Source organism: Qipengyuania vesicularis (assembly GCF_019711415.1).
Lineage (GTDB): Bacteria > Pseudomonadota > Alphaproteobacteria > Sphingomonadales > Sphingomonadaceae > Qipengyuania > Qipengyuania vesicularis.
In genome coordinates this window covers 1,052,155-1,075,201 of record NZ_JAIGNJ010000001.1, presented here as the reverse complement: position 1 = coordinate 1,075,201, position 23,047 = coordinate 1,052,155, and the positions used below count along the sequence as shown (strand labels likewise).

Here is a 23,047-nt window from a genome sequence, read left to right as displayed (position 1 = left end):
GGAATGGGTTCGTCGACCAACGGTCCGGGATCCTACCGCCCGCCATCATGGCAAAGCGAGGCCGGCAAGCAGGAAGTGACCCTGCTTGTCGGCCTCGCCTTCATTTCGATCGTGCTCTGGGGTGCGCCTGGGGGCGGATATCTTCTCTACCCTTTCAGCATCCTTGCCACCTGGTTCCACGAGATGGGCCATGGGTTGATGGCCATGTCGTTCGGCAACGACTTCGAGCAATTGGTAATTTTTCCCGATGGCTCGGGCTACGCTCTTCATTATGCCGAAGCCGAACCATCGCGCTTCTCACGCGCCATGATCGCGGCAGCGGGCCTTTTGGGACCTACCGCAGCGGGGTGTGCGCTGATCCTGGCTGCGCGAACCCACAGGTCGACACAGATTGCACTGGTCGTGCTCGGCCTCGCGCTACTCCTGTCGACATTAATCTGGGTTCGCTCGCTGACCGGATGGCTGATCCTACCGGCACTGGGCGTGACGAGCCTCGTCCTCGCCTTCTACGGCCGCGAGAAATACCGCCGCTTCGCCGTGCAGTTCCTTGGAGTGCAGGGATGCATCTCCATCTACCGCGACTTCGGATATCTCTTCAGTGCAGGCGGCGTCATGGAAGGCCGCCCGCAAGCCTCGGACACGCAACACATCGCCGAGGCACTTTTCCTGCCCTACTGGTTCTGGGGCGGGATGATCACCATCATTATCGGCGCGATGGTCATCTGGTCGCTGAAGCGCGTGCATTCTGCATAGCGCGCAAACGAAAAGAGCGGCCCCGAAGGACCGCCCTTTCGTGTTCCGTTGCCGGACCTCTTAGCGCGAGTAGAACTCGACCACGAGGTTCGGTTCCATGGTAACCGGGTAGGGCACTTCGTCGAGCTTCGGCACGCGGGTGTAGGTCACCTTGTCGTTGCCGTCGGGTGCGACGTAGTCGGGGATTTCACGCTCGGGCAGGCTCTGTGCTTCGATAACCAGCGCCATTTCCTTGGCCTTGCTACCGAGGCTGACGACGTCGCCGACGCGCACGCGAGCCGATGCGATGTTAGTCTTCACGCCGTTCAGGTAGATGTGGCCGTGGCTCACCAGCTGGCGAGCAGCGAAGATGGTCGGCGCGAACTTGGCGCGGTACACGACCATATCGAGGCGCTGTTCGAGCAGGCCGATCAGGTTCTGACCGGTGTCGCCCTTCATGGCCGACGCTTCCTTGTAGGTGCGCTTGAACTGCTTCTCGGTCACGTCGCCGTAGTAGCCCTTGAGCTTCTGCTTGGCGCGCAGCTGCAGGCCGAAGTCGGACATCTTGCCCTTGCGGCGCTGGCCGTGCTGGCCGGGGCCATACGAACGCTTGTTAACCGGGGAATTCGGACGACCCCAGATGTTTTCACCCATCCGGCGGTCGAGTTTGTACTTGGCGCTCTTGCGCTTCGACATAAGTCTTTCCTTCAATTTGCTGAGCCGCCCCATTGGCGGCCATCCAACCCGGCATCGCACCGCCAAAATCCGAGGATCTCGACGCGGCTACCGCTTCACCGGGGTGCGGAGCCAATCAGCGAAGGCGCGCGCATAGCAGGATTGGCATTTGCGTCAAGCAGGATCGGAAGGGACGAGGCCGAATCTCTGCTTCCGGGACATCGATTGATCGGGCATTAAATTAATTTATGACAATTCGAATGTGACCTACGGAACACACAAAGCATTCTTTTCAGGGAATTAAGTTTCGCATAGTTGAATTGTTAAGTCTTGGCGACCAGATGCCGCCTCCCGCTTGGCGGGACCCGTAATTGGGCAAAAAACAAAGGAATATCTTTATGCGTAAGATCGCTCTGGTGCTGGCTGCTGCCGGCGCTGCCACCATCGCAACCCCCGCCGCCGCTGAAGGCGAAGTGCGTGCAGAAGTGCGCGGTGGCATTATCTGGGCATTCGACGAAAGCGAAGCGACTGCCGGTGCTGCTGTGGGCTACGATTTCGACCTGGGTGAAACGACTTTCGCCGGTGTCGAACTGTCGGGCGACAAGGTTCTCGTTGACGGTGCGGACGTCGCATTCGGCACGACCGCTCGCTTTGGTACGCGCCTCGGCGACAGCGGCAAGCTGTTTGCAGCGGGTGGCTACACCTTCGGCCTCGACGACGACGCAGGCGACGCATGGCACCTCGGTGCTGGCTACCACCACAAGCTGGGCCAGTCGCTCTACATCGGCACCGAATACCGTCACTTCTTCGCTGATTTCGAAGATGCTGATGCGCTGAACCTCGTGATCGGTGCGACCTTCTAAGGTCTAACTGCCACGGTTCTCGAAGGGGCGGGCCGCTATGCGGTTCCGCCCCTTTTTTGCGGCCCTAGATCGAGCGTGCAGCTTCGCAGAACGAACGGATCAGGGCGGCGTCCTTGATGCCCGGCGCGCTCTCGACGCCCGAAGACGTATCAACCAGCGGGGCTGCGGACTGGGCCACTGCATCGGCGACATTTGCCGGGGTCAGGCCGCCGGCAAGGCCCCAGCCGTGACGGCCCTTCCAGCCTTTCAGTAACGACCAGTCGAAACGCAGGCCCATGCCGCCTGGGAGAGCGGCATCTTTCGGGGTCTTGGCATCGAACAGCAGCAGGTCAGCCACGTCCCGATAAGTCTCCGCTGCTGCCACATCCCCGGCGGAGGCGACCGATATCGCTTTCCAGACGGGAAGTTTGAACCGGCCCTTGACCTCGGCCACGCGCTTGGGCGTTTCCTCTCCATGCAATTGTACCGCATCCAGCCGCCCGCTTGCGATGCCTTCGGCAATCAGGCCGTCATCGGCATCGACGAATAGACCGACGCGCCCGATCCGGGCACCGGCTCGCATGGCCAGCGCGCTCGCGGCGTGCGCATCGACATGGCGCGGGGAGGGCGGGAAGAACACGAGGCCAATGTAGTCGGCACGCGCCTCGATTGCCGCGTCGAGCGCCTCGACACTTGAGATGCCGCAGATCTTGATTGCGGTTGGCATGGGAAATCAGGCCTAAAGCGTCGCTTCGATGGCGCGGGCGGCGGCCTCGGGATCTTCGGCGCGGCTGATAGGACGACCGATGACGAGGACACTGGCGCCGTGATCGCGCGCCTGGCGCGGGGTGACCACCCGTTTCTGGTCTCCCACGTCGCTGCCTTCGGGGCGCAGTCCGGGCACGACAAAGAAGCCGTCCTTCCATTGATCATGCACTGCCTTCACCTCGTGGCCCGAGCAGACGACGCCGTCGAGCCCGGCCTTGTGTGCGAGATCTGCCAGACGCATGACGTGATCGTGCGGCGTGCCGCCAACGCCCGTGGCGGCAAGATCGCGCTCGTCCAGGCTGGTCAGCATGGTGACGCCGACAACCTTGGTATGCTCGCCCGCGGCCGCCTTGGCATCTTCCATCATCGCACGACCGCCACAGGCATGGATCGTCACGATGGAAGGTTCGAGCACGTGGATCGCCTGCATCGCGGCGGCAACGGTGTTGGGAATATCGTGCAGTTTCAGATCGAGGAAGATCGGCAGGCCGATTTGCGATAGCATATGCACGCCGTGCGCGCCGTGGGCGTTGAAGAATTCCAGCCCCAGCTTGATACCGCCGACATGCGCTTTGACCTTCTCCGCCAGGTCGACCGCGTCACGAAGGCGCGGCACATCCAGGGCGAGATAGACGGGATTGCTCATGAGTTTGTCGTGGGCTCCGGATCGATAGGATTGCCGGGTTCGGCGGGGGTGGATGCATGCGTCGGGGTCGGGGCGGGCGTCGCTTCGATCGGCTTGGGGCCGGCCATCTTCTGCGTGGCCGTTTCAAGCGCCGAAATGCGCCGGGACTGACGCCAGCGCACGCCGCGATGATAGAGCCACATCGGGATGATGCCGATCAGGAAGGAGACGATCACAAGGGCGGGAACGCGCGTGTCCCAAACGATGTTGGGCCAAATGCGCACGTCGATCTGCTTGTCCCAATTGCCGAAGGAAAAGGCGAGAATGCCCACCAGCAGGAAGACCCACAGGACCGTTCTGACGACTTGCATGTGTTCGTGCCTCCCGTTGTGTTTGAGAGTGATGCTAGGCCCAGAAAACCGCGCCGTCTAGCCGAACACCCGGTCGAAGATCGTGTCCACCTGCTTGAAGTGGTAATCGAGGTCGAAGCGTTCCTCGAGCTGCTCGTGGGTGAGAGCGGCGGTCACCTCCTCGTCCTGCTTGAGAAGGTCGAGCAGCATCAGCTTGCCGTCCGATTCCCACACCTTCATCGCGTTGCGCTGGACGAGGCGATAGGCGTCCTCGCGGCTCACGCCGTTCTGGGTGAGGGCAAGCAGAACGCGCTGCGAATGGATCAGGCCACCCATGCGGTCCATGTTCGCCTGCATGCGCTCGGGATAGACGAGCAGCTTGTCGACCACGCCGGTGAGGCGGGCGAGGGCGAAATCGAGCGTGATCGTCGCATCGGGTCCGATGAAACGCTCGACCGAAGAGTGCGAGATATCGCGCTCGTGCCACAGAGCCACGTTTTCGAGCGCCGGGAGGGCGTAGGCGCGGATCATACGCGCCTGGCCTGTCAGGTTCTCGGTGAGGATCGGATTGCGCTTGTGGGGCATCGCGCTTGAGCCCTTCTGGCCCTTGGAGAAGAACTCCTCGGCCTCGAGCACTTCGGTGCGCTGGAGATGGCGCACTTCGACCGATAGACGCTCTATAGACCCGGCAATGACGGCCAGCGTCGCGAAATACATGGCGTGGCGATCGCGCGGGATTACCTGCGTCGAGACCGGCTCGGGCTTCAGGCCCAGCTTTTCGGCGACATATTCCTCGACGCTCGGATCGATATTGGCGAAGGTGCCGACTGCACCGGAGATGGCGCAGGTGGCGATTTCCTCGCGCGCGGCGATCAGGCGGGTCTTGCACCGGTCGAATTCGGCATAGGCCTGCGCCAGCTTGAGACCGAAGGTGACCGGCTCTGCATGGATGCCATGGCTGCGGCCGATGGTCGGCGTATACTTGTGCTCTTCTGCACGGCGCTTGATCGCGGCGAGTAACTGGTTGAGGTCTTCGAGCAGCAAGTCGGTCGAGCGCGCCAGCTGCACTGCCAGCGTCGTGTCGAGCACGTCGGAGCTGGTCATGCCCTGGTGCATGAAGCGCGCCTCGTCGCCCACGTTTTCCGCCACCCAGGTGAGGAAGGCGATCACATCGTGCTTCGTCACCGCCTCGATCGCGTCAATCGCCTCGACGTCGATCTTCGGATTGGTTGCCCACCAGTCCCACAGAGCCTTGGCCGCGCTCTTGGGCACGACGCCCAGTTCGCCGAGCTTCTCGGTCGCGTGAGCTTCGATCTCGAACCAGATGCGGTATTTCGATTCCGGCTCCCAGATGGCAGTCATGGCTGGGCGGGCGTAGCGGGGGACCATGGGTCGACTCCGTATGTGTCTGGGATATGCCGCGACCCGCTAGAGAGGCACGGGCGCGCTGGCAAGGCTTGCACCCCTCGTTTGCCCGTTGTGCCATGGTTGAACAGGCGCAACCCACTCGTCGCAGAAACATTGCGCGCATGCTGCGACGTCGATAAGTCGTGCTGCATGAACGATAAATCGATTACTCGCCCGTTTCGCTGCGCACTTCTAGCCGGCTCTGTCCTTTTCTGCGGCTTTTCGGCCCCTGCATTTGCTGGGGAGGAAATTCTCTATGGCGATATTCCAGCCTGGGTAGAGGAGGCGCCCCTCGATCCAACCAAGGTGAAGGATGGCCCTGCGCAGCTGGTGTTCGACTGGCAGCATCGACTCGAAGACGGAATTGTTACCACCTATGGCGACCGCGCCACGCGGATCGACAATCCGCAGGCGCTGATGGAGAACGGGACGCTGTCGCTTGGCTGGCTACCCGACAAGGGCGACCTTACCATCCATCGCCTGCAAATCCTGCGTGATGGCAAGACGATCGATGTACTCGGCGAAGGCGCCGAGTTCGACGTGCTGCGTCGTGAACAGGGGCTGGAACAGCGCCTGCTTGACGGGCAATTGACCGCAACGCTGGCCGTCCCCGGTCTTCAGGTGGGCGATGTCCTTCGCCTGACCCACTCGGTGACTGTCGACGACCAGGCACTGGGTGACGAGATGCAGGTCCTGCAGTACCTCGGGACGGAGCCATGGCAGGTCGGTTTCGCGCGCACCATCGTCAGCTGGCCCACCGACGAGGAAGTCTACTGGCGGGCCGAGGATCATGCTGCGATTGGCGAGCCGGTCGAAGAGAATGGCATCCGCAAGATCGAGGTCACGTTGCCGCTCGCGGAGATGCCCGAGATGCCTTACGACGCGCCCTCGCGTTATCGCCGGGCAAACGTCCTGCGCGTCGGCACCTACGCCGACTGGCAGGAACTTTCGCGGACCATGGAGCCGCATTTTAGCAAGGCGGCCCAGATTGCACCGGACAGCGAAATTGCCCGGCAGGCGGCCTCCATCATGGGCAAAACGCGCGATCCGCTGCGCCGGGCAGCGCTGGCCACCCAGCTGGTGCAAGACGAAATCAGCTACCTGCTCAATGGCCTCGATGGCGGTAACTACCTGCCGCAGGACGCCGAGGAAACCTGGGAAAAGCGCTATGGAGACTGCAAGGCCAAGTCGGTTCTACTCCATGCCCTGCTGAGCGAGATGGGCATCGATTCGCAGGTCGTGCTGGTCCAGACGCGCGGTGGCGACGCGGTAGCCGAGTTACTGCCGATTCCGGGCAATTTTGATCACATGATCGTCAGGGCCCGGATCGATGACCAGGACTATTGGCTCGACGGCACCAGCACAGCCACGCGCATCGGAAATGTCAGCTGGGTTCCGGCATTCTACTATGCCTTGCCGCTGACCGAAGATGGCGCTGATCTCGTGGCAATGAGTCAGCGCGAACAGGAATCACCGAATATGGTGATGTCGGTGGTTTCGGACTATTCGGCGGGTATCGACCTGCCGGCGCTTTTCTCTCTCGAAGTGAAATTCTATGGACCGCAAAGCGCCGCCCTTCGCCAGCTGGTGGATGAAGGCGACGAAAACCAGCTGAAGAGGATCGGCAAGAGCTTCGCTTCGGGTGAAGGCTCGGGAACGGTGAGTTCGGTCTCCATCGACTACAATGAAGAAGAGGCATTCGGGACGATGTCGGTAAGCGGCATTACTTCCTCGGATTTCGAGTGGAAGGACGGGCGTCTCATACTCGATTCCGACATGGCTCCGGCGGCGACTTTCGATGCCACCAGGGCCAAGCCCGAGTGGCGCAATATTCCCGTCTTCACGGCAGGCCCCATGCGCAACCGCATCCTGGGCGAAATGATCCTTCCGAAAGGCATGTCGGGGTTTGTGTTCGAGGGCGAAGAAAACCTCGAAGCCACTTACGCCAACACACGTATCTCGGCGAATAGCTCGCTTGATGGAAATCGCTTCACCGGCCAGGTCGAAGTAATCCAGACCCTGGGCGAAATCGCACCCGATCAATTGCCAGAGATCAAGCGCGCGGCGCGCCGGTTTGCCAGCAAGGAAAGCCGTCTGATCGCGCCGGAAGACATTGTGTGGCGGTGGGAACTCTCGCGCAAGGACCTCGACGATCGCGCGGAGCCAATCATTGAAGCTTACGGCAAGGCAATCGAATTTGCCGAGGAGGACGATTACGGCCCGCTACAGGAGCGGGCTGGCTTCCTTCACGAAATCTACCGTTTCGAAGATGCGTTGGTAGATCTCGATAGGCTGGTCGAAGAGGACACTTCGGCATGGGTGTTGGCATGGCGCTCCAATGTCCAGCAATCGCTTGGCCGGACCGAGGAAGGGCTCGCCGATCTCCAACGGGCATACGATCTCGAGCCAGACAACAACACGGCGATGACGCTCGCTGAGCGTATGGCATATGCTGGCAAGACCGATGAAGCGATCGAACTGCTGGAGAGCCTGCCGATCTCGGAAGAGGAAACGTCTTTCTTCGCGGGAACGCTGGCCACGGTGAAGGGCTTGGCCGGAGATCTTGCCGGCGGCCTTTCAATCATGGCTGAAGAAGTCAAGGACAAGCCGCAAAATGCCACCGCACTCAACAGTGACTGCTGGTATCGTGGTCTGTTCAACACTGGCCTCGAAGGTGCGCTGGACATCTGCACTCGTGCGATCGAACGCGCGACCAACAGTGCACCGATGCTCGATAGTCGTGCCATGGTCCATTACCGGATGGGCAATCCGCAGGCTGCGCTTGCCGATCTCGACAGCGCGCTCGAACTCAGCCCCGGGCTTGCGGCATCGCATTATTTGCGCGGTGCTATCCGGCTCGAGCAGGGCGACAAGCGCGGCAAGGAAGATATCGAGATCGCGCTTAGGATCGCGCCGGAAGTAAAGGCGCAATACGCTATGCACGGGATCACCCCCGAGATCTGAGGTCGGCTAGATCAATCCCTTGGCGCGCAGCGAGACGTGGCTGCCGCGCCCGACGATCACGTGGTCATGGACCGTGACGTTGAGCAGGCGCCCGGCTTCGGCGATCTGCTTGGTGATGTGGATGTCGGCGCGGCTTGGCTCGGGATCGCCACTCGGGTGATTGTGCACGAGGATCAGCGCGCTCGCACCCACGTCGAACGCACGGCGAATGACTTCGCGCGGATGGATGGCGGCTTCGTCGATAGATCCTTCGGCCGCCAGATGGTCGTCGATCAGCCGGTTGCGCGTGTCGAGATAAAGCACGCGCACACGCTCGTGCTTGAGGTTGCCCATGTCGATGGCAAGATAGTCGAGCAATGCCTGCCAGCTTCCGAGTACCGGTTTCTTCTCGACAGAACCCCGGGCCATGCGCCTTGCCGAAAGCGATACGGCATGGAGCGCCGCCGCGCTAGCTTCGCCCATGCCCTTCACTTGGGCAAGCGCTCCGGGATCGGCATTTAGCACCCCGGAGAACGAGCCGAACTGGCCGATAAGGCGGTTTGCCAGAGCCTTGGTATCCCCTTGGCGAAACGCGGCGAAAAGCAGGAATTCCAACAGCTCGTAATCGGCGAGGGATTCGGCACCGCCCTTCAGTAGCCGGCGCCGCAGTCGTTCACGGTGACCTGTCCCGGCATGGCCGATTGTCTTTTGTACGCCGTCCGGCAACCTTTTCCCTCCCCAAGGCGTTTCAATGCGTTGCATTGCCTTTCCGCTGCGATGCGCGCAAGTGCGGGGATGAATGGACGGGTCAGAAGGCCAATATGTGAGTGAACGGCCCCGCTGGCGCAAGAAGCGCTGGGGGATTCCCTCCTTTGTGTCCGCCGGACTTGTCATCATGGCCGGTTTCGCCTGGACGAACCGGATCGATATTGCGGACGGCTATATTGCCGACCAGCTCGAGGCGAGCGGGCTCCCGGCCACCTACGACATCGAACGGATTGGCGGCCAGACCCAGATCATCTCCAACCTTGTGATCGGCGACCCGGAAGCGCCCGATTTCACCGCCGATCGCGTTATCGTGCAGCTCAAGCATCGCTTTGGCCTGCCGGAAGTGGGCGGGGTAACGCTCGTCAATCCGCGGATCTACGGGCGTTACGTCGACGGCGAGCTCACTTTCGGTTCGCTGGACAGCGTACTCTTCGACGAGAGCAGCGACGCACCATCCGTCCTCCCCGGGATCGAGCTCGCGATCCGCGATGGACGGGGTTTGCTGGAAACCGACTACGGTCCGATCGGGCTGAAATTCGGGGGCGCGGGCAATCTTGCCAGTGGCTTTGAGGGCATCCTGGCGGCGGCAGCACCGAATCTTTCGATCGATGACTGCAATGCATCGGACGCCACGCTCTACGGCAAAATCAGCACTTCGGCAGGCGAGCCGAGCTTCAGCGGCCCGCTGAGGGCGCAATCCATCGCATGCGGCGACCTGGACCTTGCGCTCTCGCAGGCCGTCGCGGAGATCGACGTGACCAGCGACGCACAGCTCTCCGACCCGCAGTTCGAAGTCAGGCTTGCCACAGACGGTGCAAGTCTTGCCGGAAATGGCGCGCAATCGCTCGCCGGGACGCTGCGCGCACAAATGCGCGAGGATGACATGACGGCGCGCTACTCGCTCGCTGCGCGCGGGGTGGAGGCGCCGCAGGTGCTTGCCGCACTGCTGACGGCCGAGGGCCGTATCCGGGCGCGCGACGGCTTTGCGCGGCTGGAAGTGGAGAGCGATGTCGAGGGCAATGGCCTGCGCCTGGGCCAATCGCTCGTTTTATCGATCGATGGCTTAAGCACTTCGGGCGGGGACACGTTCCTGGGGCCAATAGCGCGCCGGGTGGGCAACGCATTGCGCAACGAGACACGCGGTAGCGCGCTGACCGCCGATTTGCGGTATCGTTCGGATGAACGTGGCTTCTCCTTCCTCGTGCCGCAGGCTGAGATCACGGGTGGAAGCGGCGCGCGGATATTCTCTGCGTCGCGCATCGAATATTCCGACCGCGGTGAAGGCCCGGCCCGCCTGGCAGGCAACCTCGCAACTGCAGGTCCGGGGATCCCTCGCATCAACGGTCGGATGGAGCGCGTGGGCGATGGGGACGCGGTCTTCCGCCTCACAATGGCTCCATATGAAGCAGGCGGATCGCAAATAGCAGTCCCCAGCATGACGATCGCCCAAGGTGGTGGCGGCAGCCTGGGCTTCTCCGGCGAGATCGAGGCAACGGGGCCAATCCCCGGAGGTGCTGTCGATGGCCTATCGCTTCCGGTGCGAGGACGGTGGCAACCGGGCGGCGACTTGGCGCTGTGGCGGGAATGCACGCGAATATCCTTCCGCCGCCTCGCATTGGCCGAGCTCAACCTCGCCGGCCCCGGTCTTACCCTGTGTCCTTCCGAGGGCCAGCCGACAATGAGATATGGGAATGACGGGCTGAAACTTGCCGCGAGCACGCCGTCACTCGACCTCAGAGGCTCGCTCGGCGACACGCCGCTAGCCCTTTCAAGCGGACCCGTCAGTCTTTCCTATCCCGGCGCGCTGAGCGCACGGGATCTCGACATCTCGCTTGGCGCTGCCGGCGAGACGAGCCGCTTTGCCGTGGCCGAGCTTGAGGCAAGCATCGGCGACACGATTTCCGGCGACTTCGCTGATGCGGATATCGCGCTCGCCGCAGTGCCCATGACGCTGGTCGATACCGCGGGTCAGTGGAGCTACGCCGATGGGCGTCTAGCGATTTCGGACGGTCGCTTTACCCTCCTCGACCGCGAGGAACCCGATCGGTTCGAGCCGCTGGCCGCCCGCGATGCATCGCTGACGCTGGTCGACAATGTCATCCGGGCCGAAGCTGCCCTGCGCGAGCCTGAGAGCGGTCGCATCGTCACGAGGGCCGATATCCGCCACGATCTCGGCACGAGTGCGGGCCATGCCGATCTTCTCGTCGAAGGGCTGCGCTTCGACGAGCAATTGCAGCCGGTCGACATCAGCCAGCTGGCGCTGGGCGTTATCGCCAATGCCGAGGGCGTGGTCACTGGCAAGGGGAGGATCGACTGGTCGCCGAGTGGGGAGGTAACCAGCACCGGCTCCTTCTCATCCGACGATCTCGACTTTGCCGCCGCCTTTGGACCGGTGAAGGGCGCGAGTGGTACGATCGAATTCACCGACCTGCTCAACCTCACCACAGCGCCGAACCAGACGATCAGGGTCGCCTCGGTCAATCCGGGTGTCGAAGTGCTCGACGGCGAAGTCTCGTTCAGCCTCACCAATGGCGAGCTGCTAGCGGTAAGCGGAGGCAGTTGGCCCTTCATGGGCGGCGAGCTGATCCTGCGCGAGGTCGACCTGAATCTCGGCGTCAGCGAAGAGCGCTCGTATATTTTCGAGATTGTCGGCCTGGATGCCGCGCAATTCGTGGCCCAGATGGAGCTCGAGAATATTTCCGCCACCGGGACTTTTGACGGGACGGTGCCGATCATCTTCGATCGGGCGGGCAATGGGCGGATCGAGGAGGGCATCCTCCTGTCGCGCCCCCCGGGCGGCAATGTCTCCTATGTCGGCGAACTGACCTATGAGGACCTGTCGGCCATCGCCGACTTCGCCTTCGATGCGCTGCGGAGCCTCGATTATTCGCAGATGCGCGTGATCATGGACGGGCCGCTGACGGGCGAGATCGTCACCCGCGTACGCTTCGATGGCGTGCGGCAGGGCGAGGGTGCGGAGACGAATTTCATCACCCGCCAGATCGCCAATCTCCCGCTGCAGTTCCGCATCAATATTCGCGCGCAGTTCTACCAGCTGCTGACCTCGCTCAAATCGATGTATGATCCGGCTTCTGTGCGCGATCCGCGCGAGCTGGGACTGCTCAGCGATGACGGGACGCGCCTTCTCAGGCGCTCGATTACCGGAGAGGAAGTCGAACCAGAAATCGATCCGGAAGACGTGATTCCGGATGAACCCTCCATTCAGGACCAGGAAAGCGAGTAAGACGTATGAAATCCCTCGAATTGACTGTCCGGGACGGCCCTGCGAGAACCTGCCGAACACAGGGGAACAGGCGCATGAACGGTCTGAAAACTTCGGCGGCGGTCGGCTTGGCCTCGCTTGCGCTCTCGGGCTGCATCACGGTGGAAGCGCCGGATGAGCCGATCGTGATCGAGCTCAACGTCAACATCCGCCAGGAAGTTATTTATCGCCTCGCGGAAGATGCGGGGAACACGATCGAAGAGAATGCGGATATTTTCTGATGGGTGATATTATGACCAAGCGACTTTCCAGGGCTGTCCTGTCCGGTACCGCGATTGCCGTGGCGCTCGGCGGGCTTGCTGTACCTGCTTATGCCCAGCGTGATCCGGCCTATGCCGAAGCGCGAGCTTCCGGTCAGGTTGGCGAGAAGATGGATGGCTACCTTGGCATAGTCGGCGACGAGACGCCCGAGCTGCGCCGCATCGTCAACGACATCAACATCAAGCGCCGCGCAGTCTATTCGCAGCGCGCGCAGGCGACCAATGCCACGATCGAGGAATACGCGCTGACCGCAGGCTGTCAGGCGATCCTCGCGACCACGCCGGGCGAAAAATACCAGGCTCCCGACGGCAGCTGGCAGACCCGGACCAGCGCTGCTCCTCTGCGCGATTCGCGTTGCCCCTGAGCTGATTCGAACTCACGGTTTCAAAGGCCTTCCCCCTGCCTCGCGCCGGGGGAGGGCCTTTTTGCAACGCAAGAGGGGCAAATGGGCCGCTCTCCATGTTGACTCGCAAATGCCCCCCTTCTAAGGGGGCGGCGCCCTTGGCGGGCAAGTCCCTGCGCGTGCCGCGCAACCCTCTATAAAGGAGCCAGGCATGAGCGAAGACGAACCCGCACGGAAACCCATCGAGGAGGATGCGCGGATCGACGCGCTGGAGAAGCGGTTAACTGCCGCCCAGCAGCGCGAAGATGAGCGCAACCGCAAGACCGGTTCCGGGGCCGATGCGAATTATCGCAGCGGCAACCGCGTACTGGCAGACTTGCTCGGTGGGCTTCTCGGAGGTTCGGTCATCGGTTACGCCATCGGCTATTTCACCGATACCAATCCTTGGGGTCTGTTGGTTGGCCTGTTCCTCGGAATAGTCGTCGCCTTCAGGAATATTATCCGCGCGGCAAATCAGAAGCCCGGCGAGTGATCCCGAAAGGGGCGCGGCGGGACTTTCGACACAGGATTTAGGGACTAGACAGACGTGGCAGCCGAACAGGCCAAAGTCGATCCGATGTACCAGTTCACCATCGAGCCGCTTGCCGGTTCGGGTGGTTGGGAGCTGGCCGGCTACAACATCGCCTTCACCAACAGCGCATTGTGGATGCTGATCACCACGGTGGTGCTCTTCCTCTTCGTGCTCGGCGGAATGCGGCGCGAGCTCGTCCCCGGCCGTTGGCAGATGATGGTGGAAAGCTTCACCGGCTTTATCGACAACATGCTTGAGGCCAACATCGGCAAGGCTGGGCGCAAATATGTGCCCTACGTCTTCAGCCTGTTCATGTTCATCCTCTTCGCGAACCTCCTCGGCCTGCTGCCGCTGGGCGTGATCGGGCTGCACCCGTTCACCTTCACCAGCCACTTCACGGTGACGGGCGTGCTCGCGATCATCAGCTTCTCGATCGTTCTCATCGTCGGTTTCTGGCGCCATGGGCTGCACTTCTTCAGCCTCTTCGTGCCGCACGGCACGCCGCTTCCGATGATCCCGGTCATCGCGCCGATCGAATTCATTTCCTTCATGGTGCGTCCCTTCAGCCTCGGCCTGCGTCTCTTCGTGGCCATGATGGCTGGGCACGTGCTGCTCGAAGTGCTGTCGAGCTTCGTCATCGACGGCACCAATGCCGGTGCCGGTTTCGGCCTGCTGGTCGGCCTGCCGAGCTTCCTGCTGATGATCGGCATCTGCGCGCTGGAACTGCTGGTCGCCGGCATCCAGGCCTATGTTTTCGCTCTTCTGACGTCGCTGTACATCAACGACGCCGAGAACCTTCACTAAGTCTTCAATTTACACGTTTTTCCAAAGGAGTTTGACATGGAACAAGAAGCTGCAAAGCTCATCGGTGCTGGCCTCGCTGCAATCGGCGCCGGTATGGCTGCAATCGGCGTGGGTAACGTCTTCGGTTCGTTCCTCGAAAGCGCTCTGCGCAACCCGGGTGCTGCCGACGGCCAGCAGGGCCGCCTGTTCATCGGCTTCGCCGCTGCCGAACTTCTCGGCCTGCTGGCGTTCGTCGTTGCCATGATCCTGATCTTCGTCGCCTAATCGACGAAATCATGTTCCGGAGCCGGTCGGGTTCGCCTGACCGGCCCGCAATTTTTCTGCCACCCGCTTTTCGAGAGCTGCAATGCCCCAGATAGCACAGCTTGCCGATACATGGTCCAGCCAGGTCTTCTGGCTGCTGGTCTTCTTCGGCATTACCTTCTTCGTCATTGGCAAGGGCATGGTGCCCAAGGTGATGGACACCGTTGCCCAGCGCGACGGCCAGATCGCTGCCGACCTTGCTGCCGCCAAGGCTGCACGTGACGCTGCCGACGAGCAGGAAGAAGCCTGGCGGGTCAAGGAAAACGAGAACCGCGCTGCAGCGCAGGCGATCGTTGCCAAGGCCAAGGACGAGGCTGCTGCCAAGTCCGAAAAGAAGCTCAAGGCGGCGCAGACGCGCATCGACAAGAAGCTTACCGACGCGGAAGTCCGCATCGCAGAAGCGCGCACCGCTGCGCTTGCCGAGGTCGAGGCCGTTGCCAGCGAAGCGGCACAGGATATCGTCAAGACCCTTGCGGGCGTGAAGGTGACCAAGCCTGTCGCTACTGCGGCAGTTAAGGAGCAGATGGCTCATGGCTAACACCACACCCTCCGATCTGCCTGAGGTGATCGCGACCGAAGCCGCGCAGGCGAATGTCGAAGTGGACGCCGGTGCCGGCAAGCATGTCGAGCCGGAACTGTTCGGCCTCGCGCCGTTCCAGATCGTCTCGATTGCGATGCTGGTCCTGCTGATGTTCGCGTTCTTCGGCGCTAAGGTCCACAAGACTATCGCCGGTGGGCTCGACAGCAAGATTGCCGCGATCAAGGAGCAGCTGGAAGAAGCCAAGCAACTCCGTGCCGAGGCAGAGGCACTCCGCAAGGAATATGCCGACAAGATTGCCGGTGCCGAAAAGGATGCCGAGGCGATGCTCGCCAATGCGCAGCACGAAGCCGACGCGATTCTTGAGAAGGCCGAAGCCGACAGCAAGGCCATGGTAGAGCGCCGCAAGCGCATGGCGGAGGACAAGATCGCCGCTGCCGAGCGCGAAGCCGTAGAGGATGTCCGCAACCGCGCGGTCGCCGCTGCGACCGGTGCAAGCCGCAAGCTGATCGCCGAGAAGCACGACGCCGAAGCTGACAAGTCGCTGGCGGACAAGGTCATCGCCGGCATCTAATCCGCTGATACCAGAGTTCAGGAAAGGCGCGCGAGGCTTCGGGTTTCGCGCGCTTTTTGCTTTACCCGGACAGAATTGACGCTATTGCGATGCATTCTCAACAAAGGGATCTTCCGTGAACCGCGCCTTTCTCACCAAACTTCACCTCATCGCCGCCGCCTTCATGTTTCCTGCGGTGCTCATGTTCCTCGTGACGGGTGCGCTCTATACCTGGGGCAACAAGGGCGAGTGGCACGAAAGTACGGTGGATGTCGCTCTCGAAGCGCCGTTGTCGTCGCTCGATGAAGCCGCGATGAAAGCGATCGTGGCGCGCGAATTGGAAGCCCGTGACATAGCGCTGCCCAGCGGCGCATCGAGTGTGAGCGGCGAAGGCGAGGACGTTTCGCTCAGCTGGACCGGTGCCCGCAGCGACGTCAGCCTTTCCGCCACGGACGCTACGACCGCACAGCTTACTATCAACGAGGCATCTTTGCACCGCTGGCTCGTCCAACTGCACAAGGCCAAGGGCAGCACCTGGTTCAAGGCTTATGCGACGGCGCTGGCGGTGGTCCTGTTCCTGCTCGTGCTCAGCGGTGTGATCATGGGTCTACAGGTGAAGAACCTGCGGAAACTGACGATCAATTCAAGCCTGGTCGGTATCGCGGCCTTCGTTGGCTTCGTCCTGCTGGGCTAGGGCACCAGCACCACCTTCCCGACGATTTCCCCGCGATCCATCGCGTCGAACCCCTCGCGCCATTGGGCAAGGGGCAGCATGCGATCGATATGCGGGGTGATCCGCTTCTCGCTCGCAAGACGGTCGATAGCCTCCGCCACGCGGCGACCGCGATCGGGGAAGCGGCGAGCGTATTCGCCCGCACGAACCCCGACGATCGAAAATCCCTTGATGAGCGGGATATTGACCGCGATTTCCGGAATGCGGCCCGCGACAAATCCGACCACCAGAAGCTTGCCCCCGAATGTGACGCAGCGGGTGCTCTCATCGAACACATCGCCGCCGACGGGATCGAAAACGAGATCGCAGAGCTTGCCGTCGGTGAGCGCAGATACCTCTTCGCGAAACCGGCCGGTATTCAGGATCGTCGCATGCGGACGCGCAATGCGGCGCAGGACGTCGAGCTTGTCCTCGCTGTGGCTGGCGGCAATCACCGTCGCACCCAGCGCCTTTGCCAGGTCGCAGGCGGCAAGCCCTGCGCCGCCGCTCGCGCCGTGGACCAGCACGCACTGACCGGCCTCGAGGCCGCCAAGCTCGACCAGCGCGACGTAGGCCGTGTGGTAGGCAGCGCCCATCGCGGCAGCCTGTGCGAAATCGAGGCCTTCGGGGATCTTCCGCAGCGATAAGGCGGGAAGCGAAACCTGTTCGGCAAACGCCCCGGTCTTCGCGCCTCCCATCACACGGTCGCCTGCTGCAAATCCGCTGCCGGGATCGGCCTCAATCACTTCGCCAGTCATCTCCAGACCCGAGATGAAGGGCGGCTCTGGCTTGAACTGGTATTCCCCGCGCGTCATCAGCAGGTCGGGGTAGTTGAGCGAGGCAGCGCGCACCTGAACAAGGACCTCGCCAACCTTGCGCTTGGGATCGGGTTGCTCAGTCAAGGTCACGCCCGAAAGATCGGGTGAAAGCTGTTCGACGACCAGCGCCTTCATGGCTTCAGAAATTGTCCTTGGCGGCGCGGAGGGCGGCGAAAGTCTCTGCTGGGTTTGACCCGCCCCAGCGATTGCGCAGATCACGGCTGTCGGCGCGCAGGAAGGGGTTGGTCGAGAGCTCGCGTGAGAGGAGGGTGGGGACAGTCGGTTCGCCCTTGGCGCGCTTCTCCTCGACGCGCGCTGCATAGAGGCGCAGTTCGGCATTGTCGGGATCGGCGTGGAGCGCGAACCTGGCGTTCGCTTCGGTATATTCATGCGCGCAGTAGAGCAGCGTATTCTCGGGAAGGGCGCGGATCCGTTCCAGGCTGTGCCAGAACTGTTCCGGTTCGCCCTCGAACATCCGGCCACAGCCGAGCGCAAACACGCTATCGCCAACGAAGGCCGTGTCGGCCTCGGCAATATGGTAGGCGATATGGCCATTGGTGTGGCCCGAGACGTCGATCACGCGCGCGGTCCACTGGCCGAGTTCGACGCTGTCACCATTGCCGACCACGCGATCGATGGGGGAAAGCTTCTCGACTTCCTGCGGAGCGACGACCTTTGCCCCGGTCGCTTCGACGATGGCCTTGTTCCCGGCTGCATGGTCGGGATGCCAGTGCGTGTTCCAGATCTGGGTGATGGTCCAGCCCTTGGCCTCCGCTTGGCGCAGGTATTCCGCACCATCAGGGGTATCGATCGCTGCAGTCTCGCCGCTTTCGGGATCGTGGAGGAGGAATCCGTAATTGTCGGACAGGCAAGGGAACTGGTGGATTTCGAGCATGGAACCCAGTGTAGGACGAGCCGACCATGTAGGAAAGGCCCGCCTGCTCCTGCGAGCAAGCGGGCCTTCCTGATTACCCTGAAGCGGGTGGGAAGAGCTTAGTCTTCCTTCTTCTTCAGCGCTTCGCCGAGGATGTCGCCGAGCGAAGCACCCGAATCCGACGAGCCGAACTGAGCAACCGCTTCCTTCTCTTCGGCGATCTGACGCGCCTTGATCGAGAAGGTGGGCTTCTTCGAACGGTCGAAACCGGTGACCATGGCATCGACCTTGGCGCCGGGCTGGAAGCGATCCGAGCGCTGCTCGTCACGATCACGGCCGAGGTCCGAACGCTTGATGAAGCCGGTTGCGCCATCTTCGCCGACCTGGACTTCGAGGCCGCCATCGCGGACTTCGAGGACGGTGACGGTGACGACCTGGTTCTTGCGCAGGTCGCTCTGTGCGCCGGCTTCGGTCGGTGCGCCCTTTTCGAGCTGCTTCATGCCGAGGCTGATGCGTTCCTTCTCGATGTCGACATCGAGAACGACGGCTTCGACCTGCTCTCCCTTGCGGTGCAGGGCGAGAGCGTCTTCACCCGAGATGCCCCAGGCGATGTCCGACATGTGGACCATGCCGTCGACGTCGCCATCGAGGCCGATGAAGAGACCGAATTCGGTGGCATTCTTGACTTCGCCTTCGACCTTCGCACCAACCGGGTGCTTCTCGGCGAACTCTTCCCACGGATTGCGCTGGGCCTGCTTGAGGCCGAGCGAAATGCGGCGCTTCTCGCTGTCCACTTCGAGGACCATGACTTCGACTTCCTGCGAGGTCGAAACGATCTTGCCCGGGTGGACGTTCTTCTTGGTCCAGCTCATTTCCGAAACGTGGACCAGACCTTCGATGCCCGGCTCGATTTCGACGAATGCGCCGTATTCGGTGATGTTGGTGACGGTGCCCGTCATCTTCATGCCGACCGGGTACTTGGCAGCGACGCCGTCCCACGGATCCGATTCCAGCTGCTTCATGCCGAGGCTGATGCGCTGGGTGTCTTCGTTGATGCGGATGATCTGGACGGTCACGGTCTGGCCGATCTCGATCATTTCGCTGGGGTGGTTGACGCGCTTGTAGCTCATGTCGGTGACGTGGAGCAGGCCGTCGATACCGCCGAGGTCGACGAATGCGCCGTAGTCGGTGATGTTCTTGACGACGCCGTCGATCACCTGGCCTTCGGCCAGCTTGTCGATCAGCTCGCTGCGCTGTTCTGCACGGGTCTCTTCGAGGACCGCGCGGCGCGAAACGACGATGTTACCGCGGCGGCGGTCCATCTTCAGGATCTGGAAGGGCTGTGGCATGTCCATCAGCGGAGTGACGTCGCGCACGGGGCGGATGTCGACCTGCGAGCCGGGGAGGAAGGCCACTGCGCCGTCGAGGTCGACGGTGAAGCCGCCCTTGACGCGGCCGAAGATGCGGCCGTCGACGCGCTTGCCTTCGCCGAATTCGCTTTCGAGCTTGTCCCAGGCAGCTTCGCGACGTGCACGGTCGCGTGACAGCATGGCTTCGCCGTCTGCGTTCTCGATACGGTCAACGAAGACTTCGACTTCCGAGCCGACTTCGAGGCCGTGCTCGTCTTCGCCGCGCATGAATTCCTTGAGGTCGATGCGGCCTTCGCTCTTGAGGCCGACGTCGATGTGCGCGAAGCCGTTTTCGATATTGGTAACGGTGCCCTTGACGACGCGGCCTTCGAAACCGCCGTCATCTGCGCCACCGAACTGCTCGTCGAGCATTGCCGCGAAATCGTCGCGGGTGGGGTTGGCTGAAGTTGCCATGAGTTGTGTAGTCCTAACTAACGTTTGCTACCGGCCACCGGTTTTACCGGGGTCTTTCTCCGTCTGCCTGCGCACCATTGCACGGGCCGTACGGGGCAAGAGGGCCGTGATCTCCGCGAGGCCGGATGCCAGCGCGAAGGTCCATCGAATCCGTAGATTTGGTGAACGGGCGCGCGCCTAGGCCGAAATGCGCGGGAAAGCAAGGATTTTGGGGCATGCGGCGCGCGTTTTGCGTCACTTGGGCGCCGTGCTAGGAGCCGGGGCATGAACCGGCTCGTCCAATCGCTCGCCAATTACCGCGAATTCCATCGTGACCACCGGAATGTGCTGACCCATGCGGTAGGCATTCCGATGATTGTGCTGTCGGTCGAAGTGCTGCTGGCAAGGCCGGTCTGGGAGGTAGGCGGGCTGACGCTGACTCCGGCAGTTTTCATGAACGCGCTGGCTGCCCTGTGGTACCTGCGGCTCGATCTCAAGTTCGGATTGCTCATGGCGGCATTTCTGGCGCTATTCGCTGTTGCGGGGCACCAGATCGCGCAGGTGTCGACGTTCGCCTGGCTCGGCGGCGGGATCGGCCTGTTTGTGGTGGGCTGGTTCTTCCAGTTCGTCGGCCATCACTACGAAGGTCGCAAACCTGCCTTCATCGACGATATCCGCAGCCTGCTGGTGGGGCCGCTGTTTATGGTGGCCGAGGGATTGTTCGCTCTCGGTCTCGCGCCGGACCTGCAGCGTCAGGTCGAACAGGGGACGTCCGACACGCCGATCAAGAACTGACTGCTTCCTCCACCGCCGCTATCGCCGCGGCGATAGCTTCGTCCTTGTCCAGGGCGCTGGTGTCGATGACCATCGCATCCTCGGCCGGGACAAGCGGCGCAACGTCGCGATTGCGATCCCGCTCGTCGCGGCGGCGCAGGTCGTCCTGAATTTCCAGCAGCGTTACCTGCACGCCGCGCCCGCGCATTTCCAGGAAGCGTCGGCGCGCGCGTGCTTCGACGCTGGCCGTGATGAACAGCTTGGCGTCGGCCTCCGGCGCTATCACTGTGCCGATATCGCGCCCGTCCAGCACTGCGCCGCCATCCTGCATCGCGAACGCGCGCTGGCGCTCGAACAAGGCTTTGCGCACCGCATTGTGAACCGAAACTCGGCTGGCAAGCCCTCCGACTTCCTCGGTCCGCAAAGCCGGATCGTCGAGCAGGCTGTCGTCAAAAGCGCAGGCGGCCAGTGCATCGGCCAGCGAATTCGGCTCGCCGCCATTCCGTGCGCATTGATAGCCGACCGCGCGGTACAGCAGTCCTGTATCGAGATGCGGCAGGTTGAAATGGCCGGCCAGGGCCTTGGCAATCGTGCCTTTCCCCGAGGCGGTCGGACCGTCGACAGCGATGATCATGCGCGTTTCCTTCGCTCTTTCAACGCTTTCGCCAAGCCCCAGATGGCAATCGCTGCCCAGAAGCCTTCGAGGACAAGGCTCGGCCAATTGGTATGGACGAGGAGAGAAACGGTCAGCAGCACCGCGCCCGTCAGGTTCGTACCGTGGAGGATGAACGGGTTTGGCTCTTCCTTCCACGTCAGGTACGCATACGCTGCAATGATGCAGGCCATGCCGACGAAACCGATCAGCGTGTAGATGTCCAACTGATCGGTCATGCGCTTGCTTCTTCCAGCAGTGACGTGAAATTGGGGAAGCTGGTGGCGATGGGTTCGGTGCTGTCGATCTCGACCCCTGCCGTGCTGGCGAGGCCTGCTACCGCCATGCTCATCGCGATGCGGTGGTCGAGATGGGTGGTGACGACGCCTCCACCGGAGAGCGGTTTGCCCGCGCTGCCGTGAATGATCAGGCCGTCCTCTCGTTCTTCTAGCTCGACGCCTGCAAGCGTGAGCGCGGCCGCCATGGCGGAGAGGCGGTCGCTTTCCTTGACGCGCAATTCCTCAAGTCCGCTGGTGCTGGTGGTGCCTTCGGCGACGGCAGCGGCGACGAACAGGACGGGGAATTCGTCGATCATGCTGGGTGCTATGGCTGGGTCGACGTCGATGCCCTTCAGGATGGCGTGGCGGACGCGCAGATCGGCAACCGGCTCGCCACCGACTTCCCGCTCGTCGAGATAGTCGATGTTCGCGCCCATCTGCTCGAGGACCCAGTAGATGCCGTTCCGGGTGGGATTGAGGCCGACATTCTCGATCACGAGGTCGCTGCCCGGCACGATGCTGGCCGCGACCGCGAAGAACGCAGCCGATGAGGGATCGCCCGGCACAGTGATGTCGCAAGGGGTGAGGTCGCACGGGCCGGTGAGCTTGATGATCCTCTCGCCATCCTTCTCCTCGACCTGCACGTCGACACCAAAACCGCGCAACATACGCTCGGTATGGTCGCGCGTCGGGACAGGCTCGATGACCGTGGTGGTGCCCGGCGTGTTGAGACCGGCGAGCAGCACTGCGCTCTTCACCTGCGCACTGGCTACAGGAAGGCGATAGGTAATCGGCACGGCCGGCTGCATGCCTTCCATCACCAGCGGCAAAGTGCCGCCAGGGGAGGGGGTGAAGCTTGCGCCCATGGTGGAAAGCGGGTCGATCACCCGGCCCATCGGTCGCTTCGAGAGGCTTGCATCGCCGGTGAAGGTCGCCGTGATGCCGTGGCTGGCGACCAGCCCCATAAGCAAGCGAGTGGAGGTCCCCGAATTGCCCATGTCGAGCGCGCCGTTCGGCTGGAGCAGCGTTCCGACGCCTACTCCATCGACCACCCAGTCGTCACCGTCCTTCTCGATGACCGCGCCCATCGCGCGCAATGCCGCAGCCGTGGCCAGCACGTCCTCGCCCTCCAGCAGGCCGGAAATCCGGCTGCGCCCCACTGCCAGCGCACCGAACATCAGGGAACGGTGGCTGATCGACTTGTCGCCCGGCACGCGGATACGTCCGGTAAGCGGGGCGGAAGGCATGAAGCGGTGCTGGGTCAAGAATGCGTATCCATGTTGAAGCGGCGCTTTGACAGCGCACATACCTTCTGGCAAGGCGCGCGCGCTGTTGATTCCTGCCGAGCAGGTACCCATCAATACAATTACG

The 23,047-nt window shown here is 62.3% G+C and carries 25 protein-coding genes; 13 read left to right on the top strand and 12 right to left on the bottom strand.

Annotation, left to right across the window (positions count from 1 at the left end; translation table 11 throughout):
* The first annotated feature begins 3 nt into the window (after nt 1-3).
* A complete protein-coding gene (locus K3146_RS05365; RefSeq protein WP_221545127.1) occupies nt 4-753 on the top strand; it encodes a M50 family metallopeptidase in 750 nt (249 codons plus the stop codon).
* A 60-nt stretch (nt 754-813) separates the two neighbouring features.
* Here the strand turns inward: K3146_RS05365 and rpsD are convergent, their stop codons facing one another.
* Nucleotides 814-1,428 carry a 30S ribosomal protein S4 gene (gene rpsD, locus K3146_RS05360; RefSeq protein ID WP_221545126.1) on the bottom strand — a complete coding sequence of 205 codons (615 nt, stop codon included), beginning with the start codon at nt 1,426-1,428 and terminating at the stop codon, nt 814-816.
* A gap of 377 nt (nt 1,429-1,805) precedes the next feature.
* On the opposite strand from rpsD, the gene K3146_RS05355 reads away from it, so the two are divergent.
* Nucleotides 1,806-2,270, top strand: a complete 465-nt coding sequence (locus tag K3146_RS05355; RefSeq protein ID WP_221545125.1) for an outer membrane protein — start codon at nt 1,806-1,808, stop codon at nt 2,268-2,270.
* Between the two features lie 64 nt (nt 2,271-2,334).
* Here the strand turns inward: K3146_RS05355 and K3146_RS05350 are convergent, their stop codons facing one another.
* From K3146_RS05350 to purB, 4 genes are read right to left on the bottom strand one after another with little or no spacing between them, the layout of a single operon-like run.
* Complete coding sequence (locus K3146_RS05350) at nt 2,335-2,976, bottom strand: phosphoribosylanthranilate isomerase (RefSeq protein ID WP_221545124.1); 642 nt, start codon at nt 2,974-2,976, stop codon at nt 2,335-2,337.
* A 12-nt stretch (nt 2,977-2,988) separates the two neighbouring features.
* The gene (gene pyrF, locus K3146_RS05345; RefSeq protein ID WP_221545123.1) at nt 2,989-3,663 is read right to left on the bottom strand and encodes an orotidine-5'-phosphate decarboxylase; all 675 of its coding nucleotides are present in this window, start codon (nt 3,661-3,663) and stop codon (nt 2,989-2,991) included.
* Nucleotides 3,660-4,013 carry a DUF1049 domain-containing protein gene (locus K3146_RS05340; protein WP_221545122.1) on the bottom strand — a complete coding sequence of 118 codons (354 nt, stop codon included), beginning with the start codon at nt 4,011-4,013 and terminating at the stop codon, nt 3,660-3,662. Before K3146_RS05340 ends, pyrF begins: the two co-directional genes overlap by 4 nt.
* Nucleotides 4,014-4,070: 57 nt before the next feature.
* Entirely contained in the window at nt 4,071-5,381 is a 1,311-nt protein-coding gene (purB, locus tag K3146_RS05335; RefSeq protein WP_221545121.1) for an adenylosuccinate lyase, read from the bottom strand.
* Between the two features lie 168 nt (nt 5,382-5,549).
* On the opposite strand from purB, the gene K3146_RS05330 reads away from it, so the two are divergent.
* Nucleotides 5,550-8,363: a DUF3857 domain-containing protein gene (locus K3146_RS05330; protein ID WP_221545120.1), complete on the top strand. Its 2,814-nt coding sequence runs from the start codon at nt 5,550-5,552 to the stop codon at nt 8,361-8,363.
* Between the two features lie 6 nt (nt 8,364-8,369).
* Here the strand turns inward: K3146_RS05330 and radC are convergent, their stop codons facing one another.
* Nucleotides 8,370-9,068, bottom strand: coding sequence for a RadC family protein (gene radC / locus K3146_RS05325; RefSeq protein WP_221545119.1), 699 nt, complete (start codon nt 9,066-9,068; stop codon nt 8,370-8,372).
* Nucleotides 9,069-9,165: 97 nt separating this feature from the next.
* Here radC and K3146_RS05320 point away from each other — a divergent pair, with 97 nt between their 5' ends.
* The 9 genes from K3146_RS05320 to K3146_RS05280 all read left to right on the top strand — a co-directional run bounded on the left by K3146_RS05320 (nt 9,166) and on the right by K3146_RS05280 (nt 16,460).
* Complete coding sequence (locus K3146_RS05320; RefSeq protein ID WP_345723770.1) at nt 9,166-12,354, top strand: intermembrane phospholipid transport protein YdbH family protein; 3,189 nt, start codon at nt 9,166-9,168, stop codon at nt 12,352-12,354.
* A 74-nt stretch (nt 12,355-12,428) separates the two neighbouring features.
* On the top strand, nt 12,429-12,614 hold the full coding sequence (locus K3146_RS05315) for a YnbE family lipoprotein (protein ID WP_221545117.1): 186 nt from the start codon (nt 12,429-12,431) through the stop codon (nt 12,612-12,614).
* Nucleotides 12,614-13,018, top strand: coding sequence for a YdbL family probable chaperone protein (locus K3146_RS05310; protein WP_247711011.1), 405 nt, complete (start codon nt 12,614-12,616; stop codon nt 13,016-13,018). The genes K3146_RS05315 and K3146_RS05310 overlap by 1 nt, the downstream gene beginning before the upstream one ends.
* 190 nt (nt 13,019-13,208) lie before the next feature.
* Nucleotides 13,209-13,529 carry an AtpZ/AtpI family protein gene (locus tag K3146_RS05305; RefSeq protein ID WP_221545116.1) on the top strand — a complete coding sequence of 107 codons (321 nt, stop codon included), beginning with the start codon at nt 13,209-13,211 and terminating at the stop codon, nt 13,527-13,529.
* 54 nt (nt 13,530-13,583) lie between these two features.
* On the top strand, nt 13,584-14,372 hold the full coding sequence (locus K3146_RS05300; protein ID WP_345723767.1) for a F0F1 ATP synthase subunit A: 789 nt from the start codon (nt 13,584-13,586) through the stop codon (nt 14,370-14,372).
* A gap of 36 nt (nt 14,373-14,408) precedes the next feature.
* On the top strand, nt 14,409-14,636 hold the full coding sequence (locus K3146_RS05295) for a F0F1 ATP synthase subunit C (RefSeq protein ID WP_138615694.1): 228 nt from the start codon (nt 14,409-14,411) through the stop codon (nt 14,634-14,636).
* Between the two features lie 82 nt (nt 14,637-14,718).
* Entirely contained in the window at nt 14,719-15,213 is a 495-nt protein-coding gene (locus tag K3146_RS05290; RefSeq protein ID WP_221545115.1) for a F0F1 ATP synthase subunit B family protein, read from the top strand.
* Complete coding sequence (locus K3146_RS05285; protein WP_221545114.1) at nt 15,206-15,787, top strand: F0F1 ATP synthase subunit B family protein; 582 nt, start codon at nt 15,206-15,208, stop codon at nt 15,785-15,787. Before K3146_RS05290 ends, K3146_RS05285 begins: the two co-directional genes overlap by 8 nt.
* 115 nt (nt 15,788-15,902) lie before the next feature.
* A complete protein-coding gene (locus tag K3146_RS05280) occupies nt 15,903-16,460 on the top strand; it encodes a PepSY domain-containing protein (RefSeq protein WP_221545113.1) in 558 nt (185 codons plus the stop codon).
* Here the strand turns inward: K3146_RS05280 and K3146_RS05275 are convergent.
* The 3 genes from K3146_RS05275 to rpsA all read right to left on the bottom strand — a co-directional run bounded on the left by K3146_RS05275 (nt 16,457) and on the right by rpsA (nt 19,993).
* Nucleotides 16,457-17,431: an NADPH:quinone oxidoreductase family protein gene (locus tag K3146_RS05275; RefSeq protein WP_221545112.1), complete on the bottom strand. Its 975-nt coding sequence runs from the start codon at nt 17,429-17,431 to the stop codon at nt 16,457-16,459. The genes K3146_RS05280 and K3146_RS05275 overlap by 4 nt on opposite strands.
* Nucleotides 17,432-17,435: 4 nt before the next feature.
* Nucleotides 17,436-18,191, bottom strand: coding sequence for a hydroxyacylglutathione hydrolase (gene gloB, locus K3146_RS05270; RefSeq protein WP_221545111.1), 756 nt, complete (start codon nt 18,189-18,191; stop codon nt 17,436-17,438).
* Nucleotides 18,192-18,289: 98 nt separating this feature from the next.
* The gene (gene rpsA / locus K3146_RS05265) at nt 18,290-19,993 is read right to left on the bottom strand and encodes a 30S ribosomal protein S1 (RefSeq protein WP_221545110.1); all 1,704 of its coding nucleotides are present in this window, start codon (nt 19,991-19,993) and stop codon (nt 18,290-18,292) included.
* Nucleotides 19,994-20,257: 264 nt separating this feature from the next.
* Here rpsA and K3146_RS05260 point away from each other — a divergent pair, with 264 nt between their 5' ends.
* On the top strand, nt 20,258-20,767 hold the full coding sequence (locus K3146_RS05260) for an Mpo1 family 2-hydroxy fatty acid dioxygenase (protein WP_221545109.1): 510 nt from the start codon (nt 20,258-20,260) through the stop codon (nt 20,765-20,767).
* On the opposite strand, the gene K3146_RS05255 is transcribed toward K3146_RS05260, so the two are convergent.
* The 3 genes from K3146_RS05255 to aroA are packed head-to-tail and all read right to left on the bottom strand — an operon-like array spanning nt 20,757 to nt 22,983.
* Nucleotides 20,757-21,380, bottom strand: a complete 624-nt coding sequence (locus K3146_RS05255; RefSeq protein WP_221545108.1) for a (d)CMP kinase — start codon at nt 21,378-21,380, stop codon at nt 20,757-20,759. The two genes, K3146_RS05260 and K3146_RS05255, sit on opposite strands and share 11 nt — an antisense overlap.
* Nucleotides 21,377-21,637 carry a CBU_0592 family membrane protein gene (locus K3146_RS05250; protein ID WP_221545107.1) on the bottom strand — a complete coding sequence of 87 codons (261 nt, stop codon included), beginning with the start codon at nt 21,635-21,637 and terminating at the stop codon, nt 21,377-21,379. Before K3146_RS05250 ends, K3146_RS05255 begins: the two co-directional genes overlap by 4 nt.
* Nucleotides 21,634-22,983, bottom strand: coding sequence for a 3-phosphoshikimate 1-carboxyvinyltransferase (aroA, locus tag K3146_RS05245; protein WP_221545106.1), 1,350 nt, complete (start codon nt 22,981-22,983; stop codon nt 21,634-21,636). Before aroA ends, K3146_RS05250 begins: the two co-directional genes overlap by 4 nt.
* Between the last annotated feature and the right edge of the window lie 64 nt (nt 22,984-23,047).

Excerpts from the sequence above, each read along its gene's own strand:
- K3146_RS05365 (WP_221545127.1), top strand. The coding sequence starts at position 4 with ATGGGTTCGTCGACCAACGGTCCGGGATCCTACCGCCCGCCATCATGG.
- rpsD (WP_221545126.1), bottom strand. The coding sequence starts at position 1,428 with ATGTCGAAGCGCAAGAGCGCCAAGTACAAACTCGACCGCCGGATGGGT.
- K3146_RS05355 (WP_221545125.1), top strand. The coding sequence starts at position 1,806 with ATGCGTAAGATCGCTCTGGTGCTGGCTGCTGCCGGCGCTGCCACCATC.
- K3146_RS05350 (WP_221545124.1), bottom strand. The coding sequence starts at position 2,976 with ATGCCAACCGCAATCAAGATCTGCGGCATCTCAAGTGTCGAGGCGCTC.
- pyrF (WP_221545123.1), bottom strand. The coding sequence starts at position 3,663 with ATGAGCAATCCCGTCTATCTCGCCCTGGATGTGCCGCGCCTTCGTGAC.
- K3146_RS05340 (WP_221545122.1), bottom strand. The coding sequence starts at position 4,013 with ATGCAAGTCGTCAGAACGGTCCTGTGGGTCTTCCTGCTGGTGGGCATT.
- purB (WP_221545121.1), bottom strand. The coding sequence starts at position 5,381 with ATGGTCCCCCGCTACGCCCGCCCAGCCATGACTGCCATCTGGGAGCCG.
- K3146_RS05330 (WP_221545120.1), top strand. The coding sequence starts at position 5,550 with ATGAACGATAAATCGATTACTCGCCCGTTTCGCTGCGCACTTCTAGCC.
- K3146_RS05315 (WP_221545117.1), top strand. The coding sequence starts at position 12,429 with ATGAACGGTCTGAAAACTTCGGCGGCGGTCGGCTTGGCCTCGCTTGCG.
- K3146_RS05310 (WP_247711011.1), top strand. The coding sequence starts at position 12,614 with ATGGGTGATATTATGACCAAGCGACTTTCCAGGGCTGTCCTGTCCGGT.
- K3146_RS05305 (WP_221545116.1), top strand. The coding sequence starts at position 13,209 with ATGAGCGAAGACGAACCCGCACGGAAACCCATCGAGGAGGATGCGCGG.
- K3146_RS05295 (WP_138615694.1), top strand. The coding sequence starts at position 14,409 with ATGGAACAAGAAGCTGCAAAGCTCATCGGTGCTGGCCTCGCTGCAATC.
- K3146_RS05290 (WP_221545115.1), top strand. The coding sequence starts at position 14,719 with ATGCCCCAGATAGCACAGCTTGCCGATACATGGTCCAGCCAGGTCTTC.
- K3146_RS05285 (WP_221545114.1), top strand. The coding sequence starts at position 15,206 with ATGGCTAACACCACACCCTCCGATCTGCCTGAGGTGATCGCGACCGAA.
- K3146_RS05275 (WP_221545112.1), bottom strand. The coding sequence starts at position 17,431 with ATGAAGGCGCTGGTCGTCGAACAGCTTTCACCCGATCTTTCGGGCGTG.
- gloB (WP_221545111.1), bottom strand. The coding sequence starts at position 18,191 with ATGCTCGAAATCCACCAGTTCCCTTGCCTGTCCGACAATTACGGATTC.
- rpsA (WP_221545110.1), bottom strand. The coding sequence starts at position 19,993 with ATGGCAACTTCAGCCAACCCCACCCGCGACGATTTCGCGGCAATGCTC.
- K3146_RS05260 (WP_221545109.1), top strand. The coding sequence starts at position 20,258 with ATGAACCGGCTCGTCCAATCGCTCGCCAATTACCGCGAATTCCATCGT.
- K3146_RS05255 (WP_221545108.1), bottom strand. The coding sequence starts at position 21,380 with ATGATCATCGCTGTCGACGGTCCGACCGCCTCGGGGAAAGGCACGATT.
- K3146_RS05250 (WP_221545107.1), bottom strand. The coding sequence starts at position 21,637 with ATGACCGATCAGTTGGACATCTACACGCTGATCGGTTTCGTCGGCATG.
- aroA (WP_221545106.1), bottom strand. The coding sequence starts at position 22,983 with ATGTGCGCTGTCAAAGCGCCGCTTCAACATGGATACGCATTCTTGACC.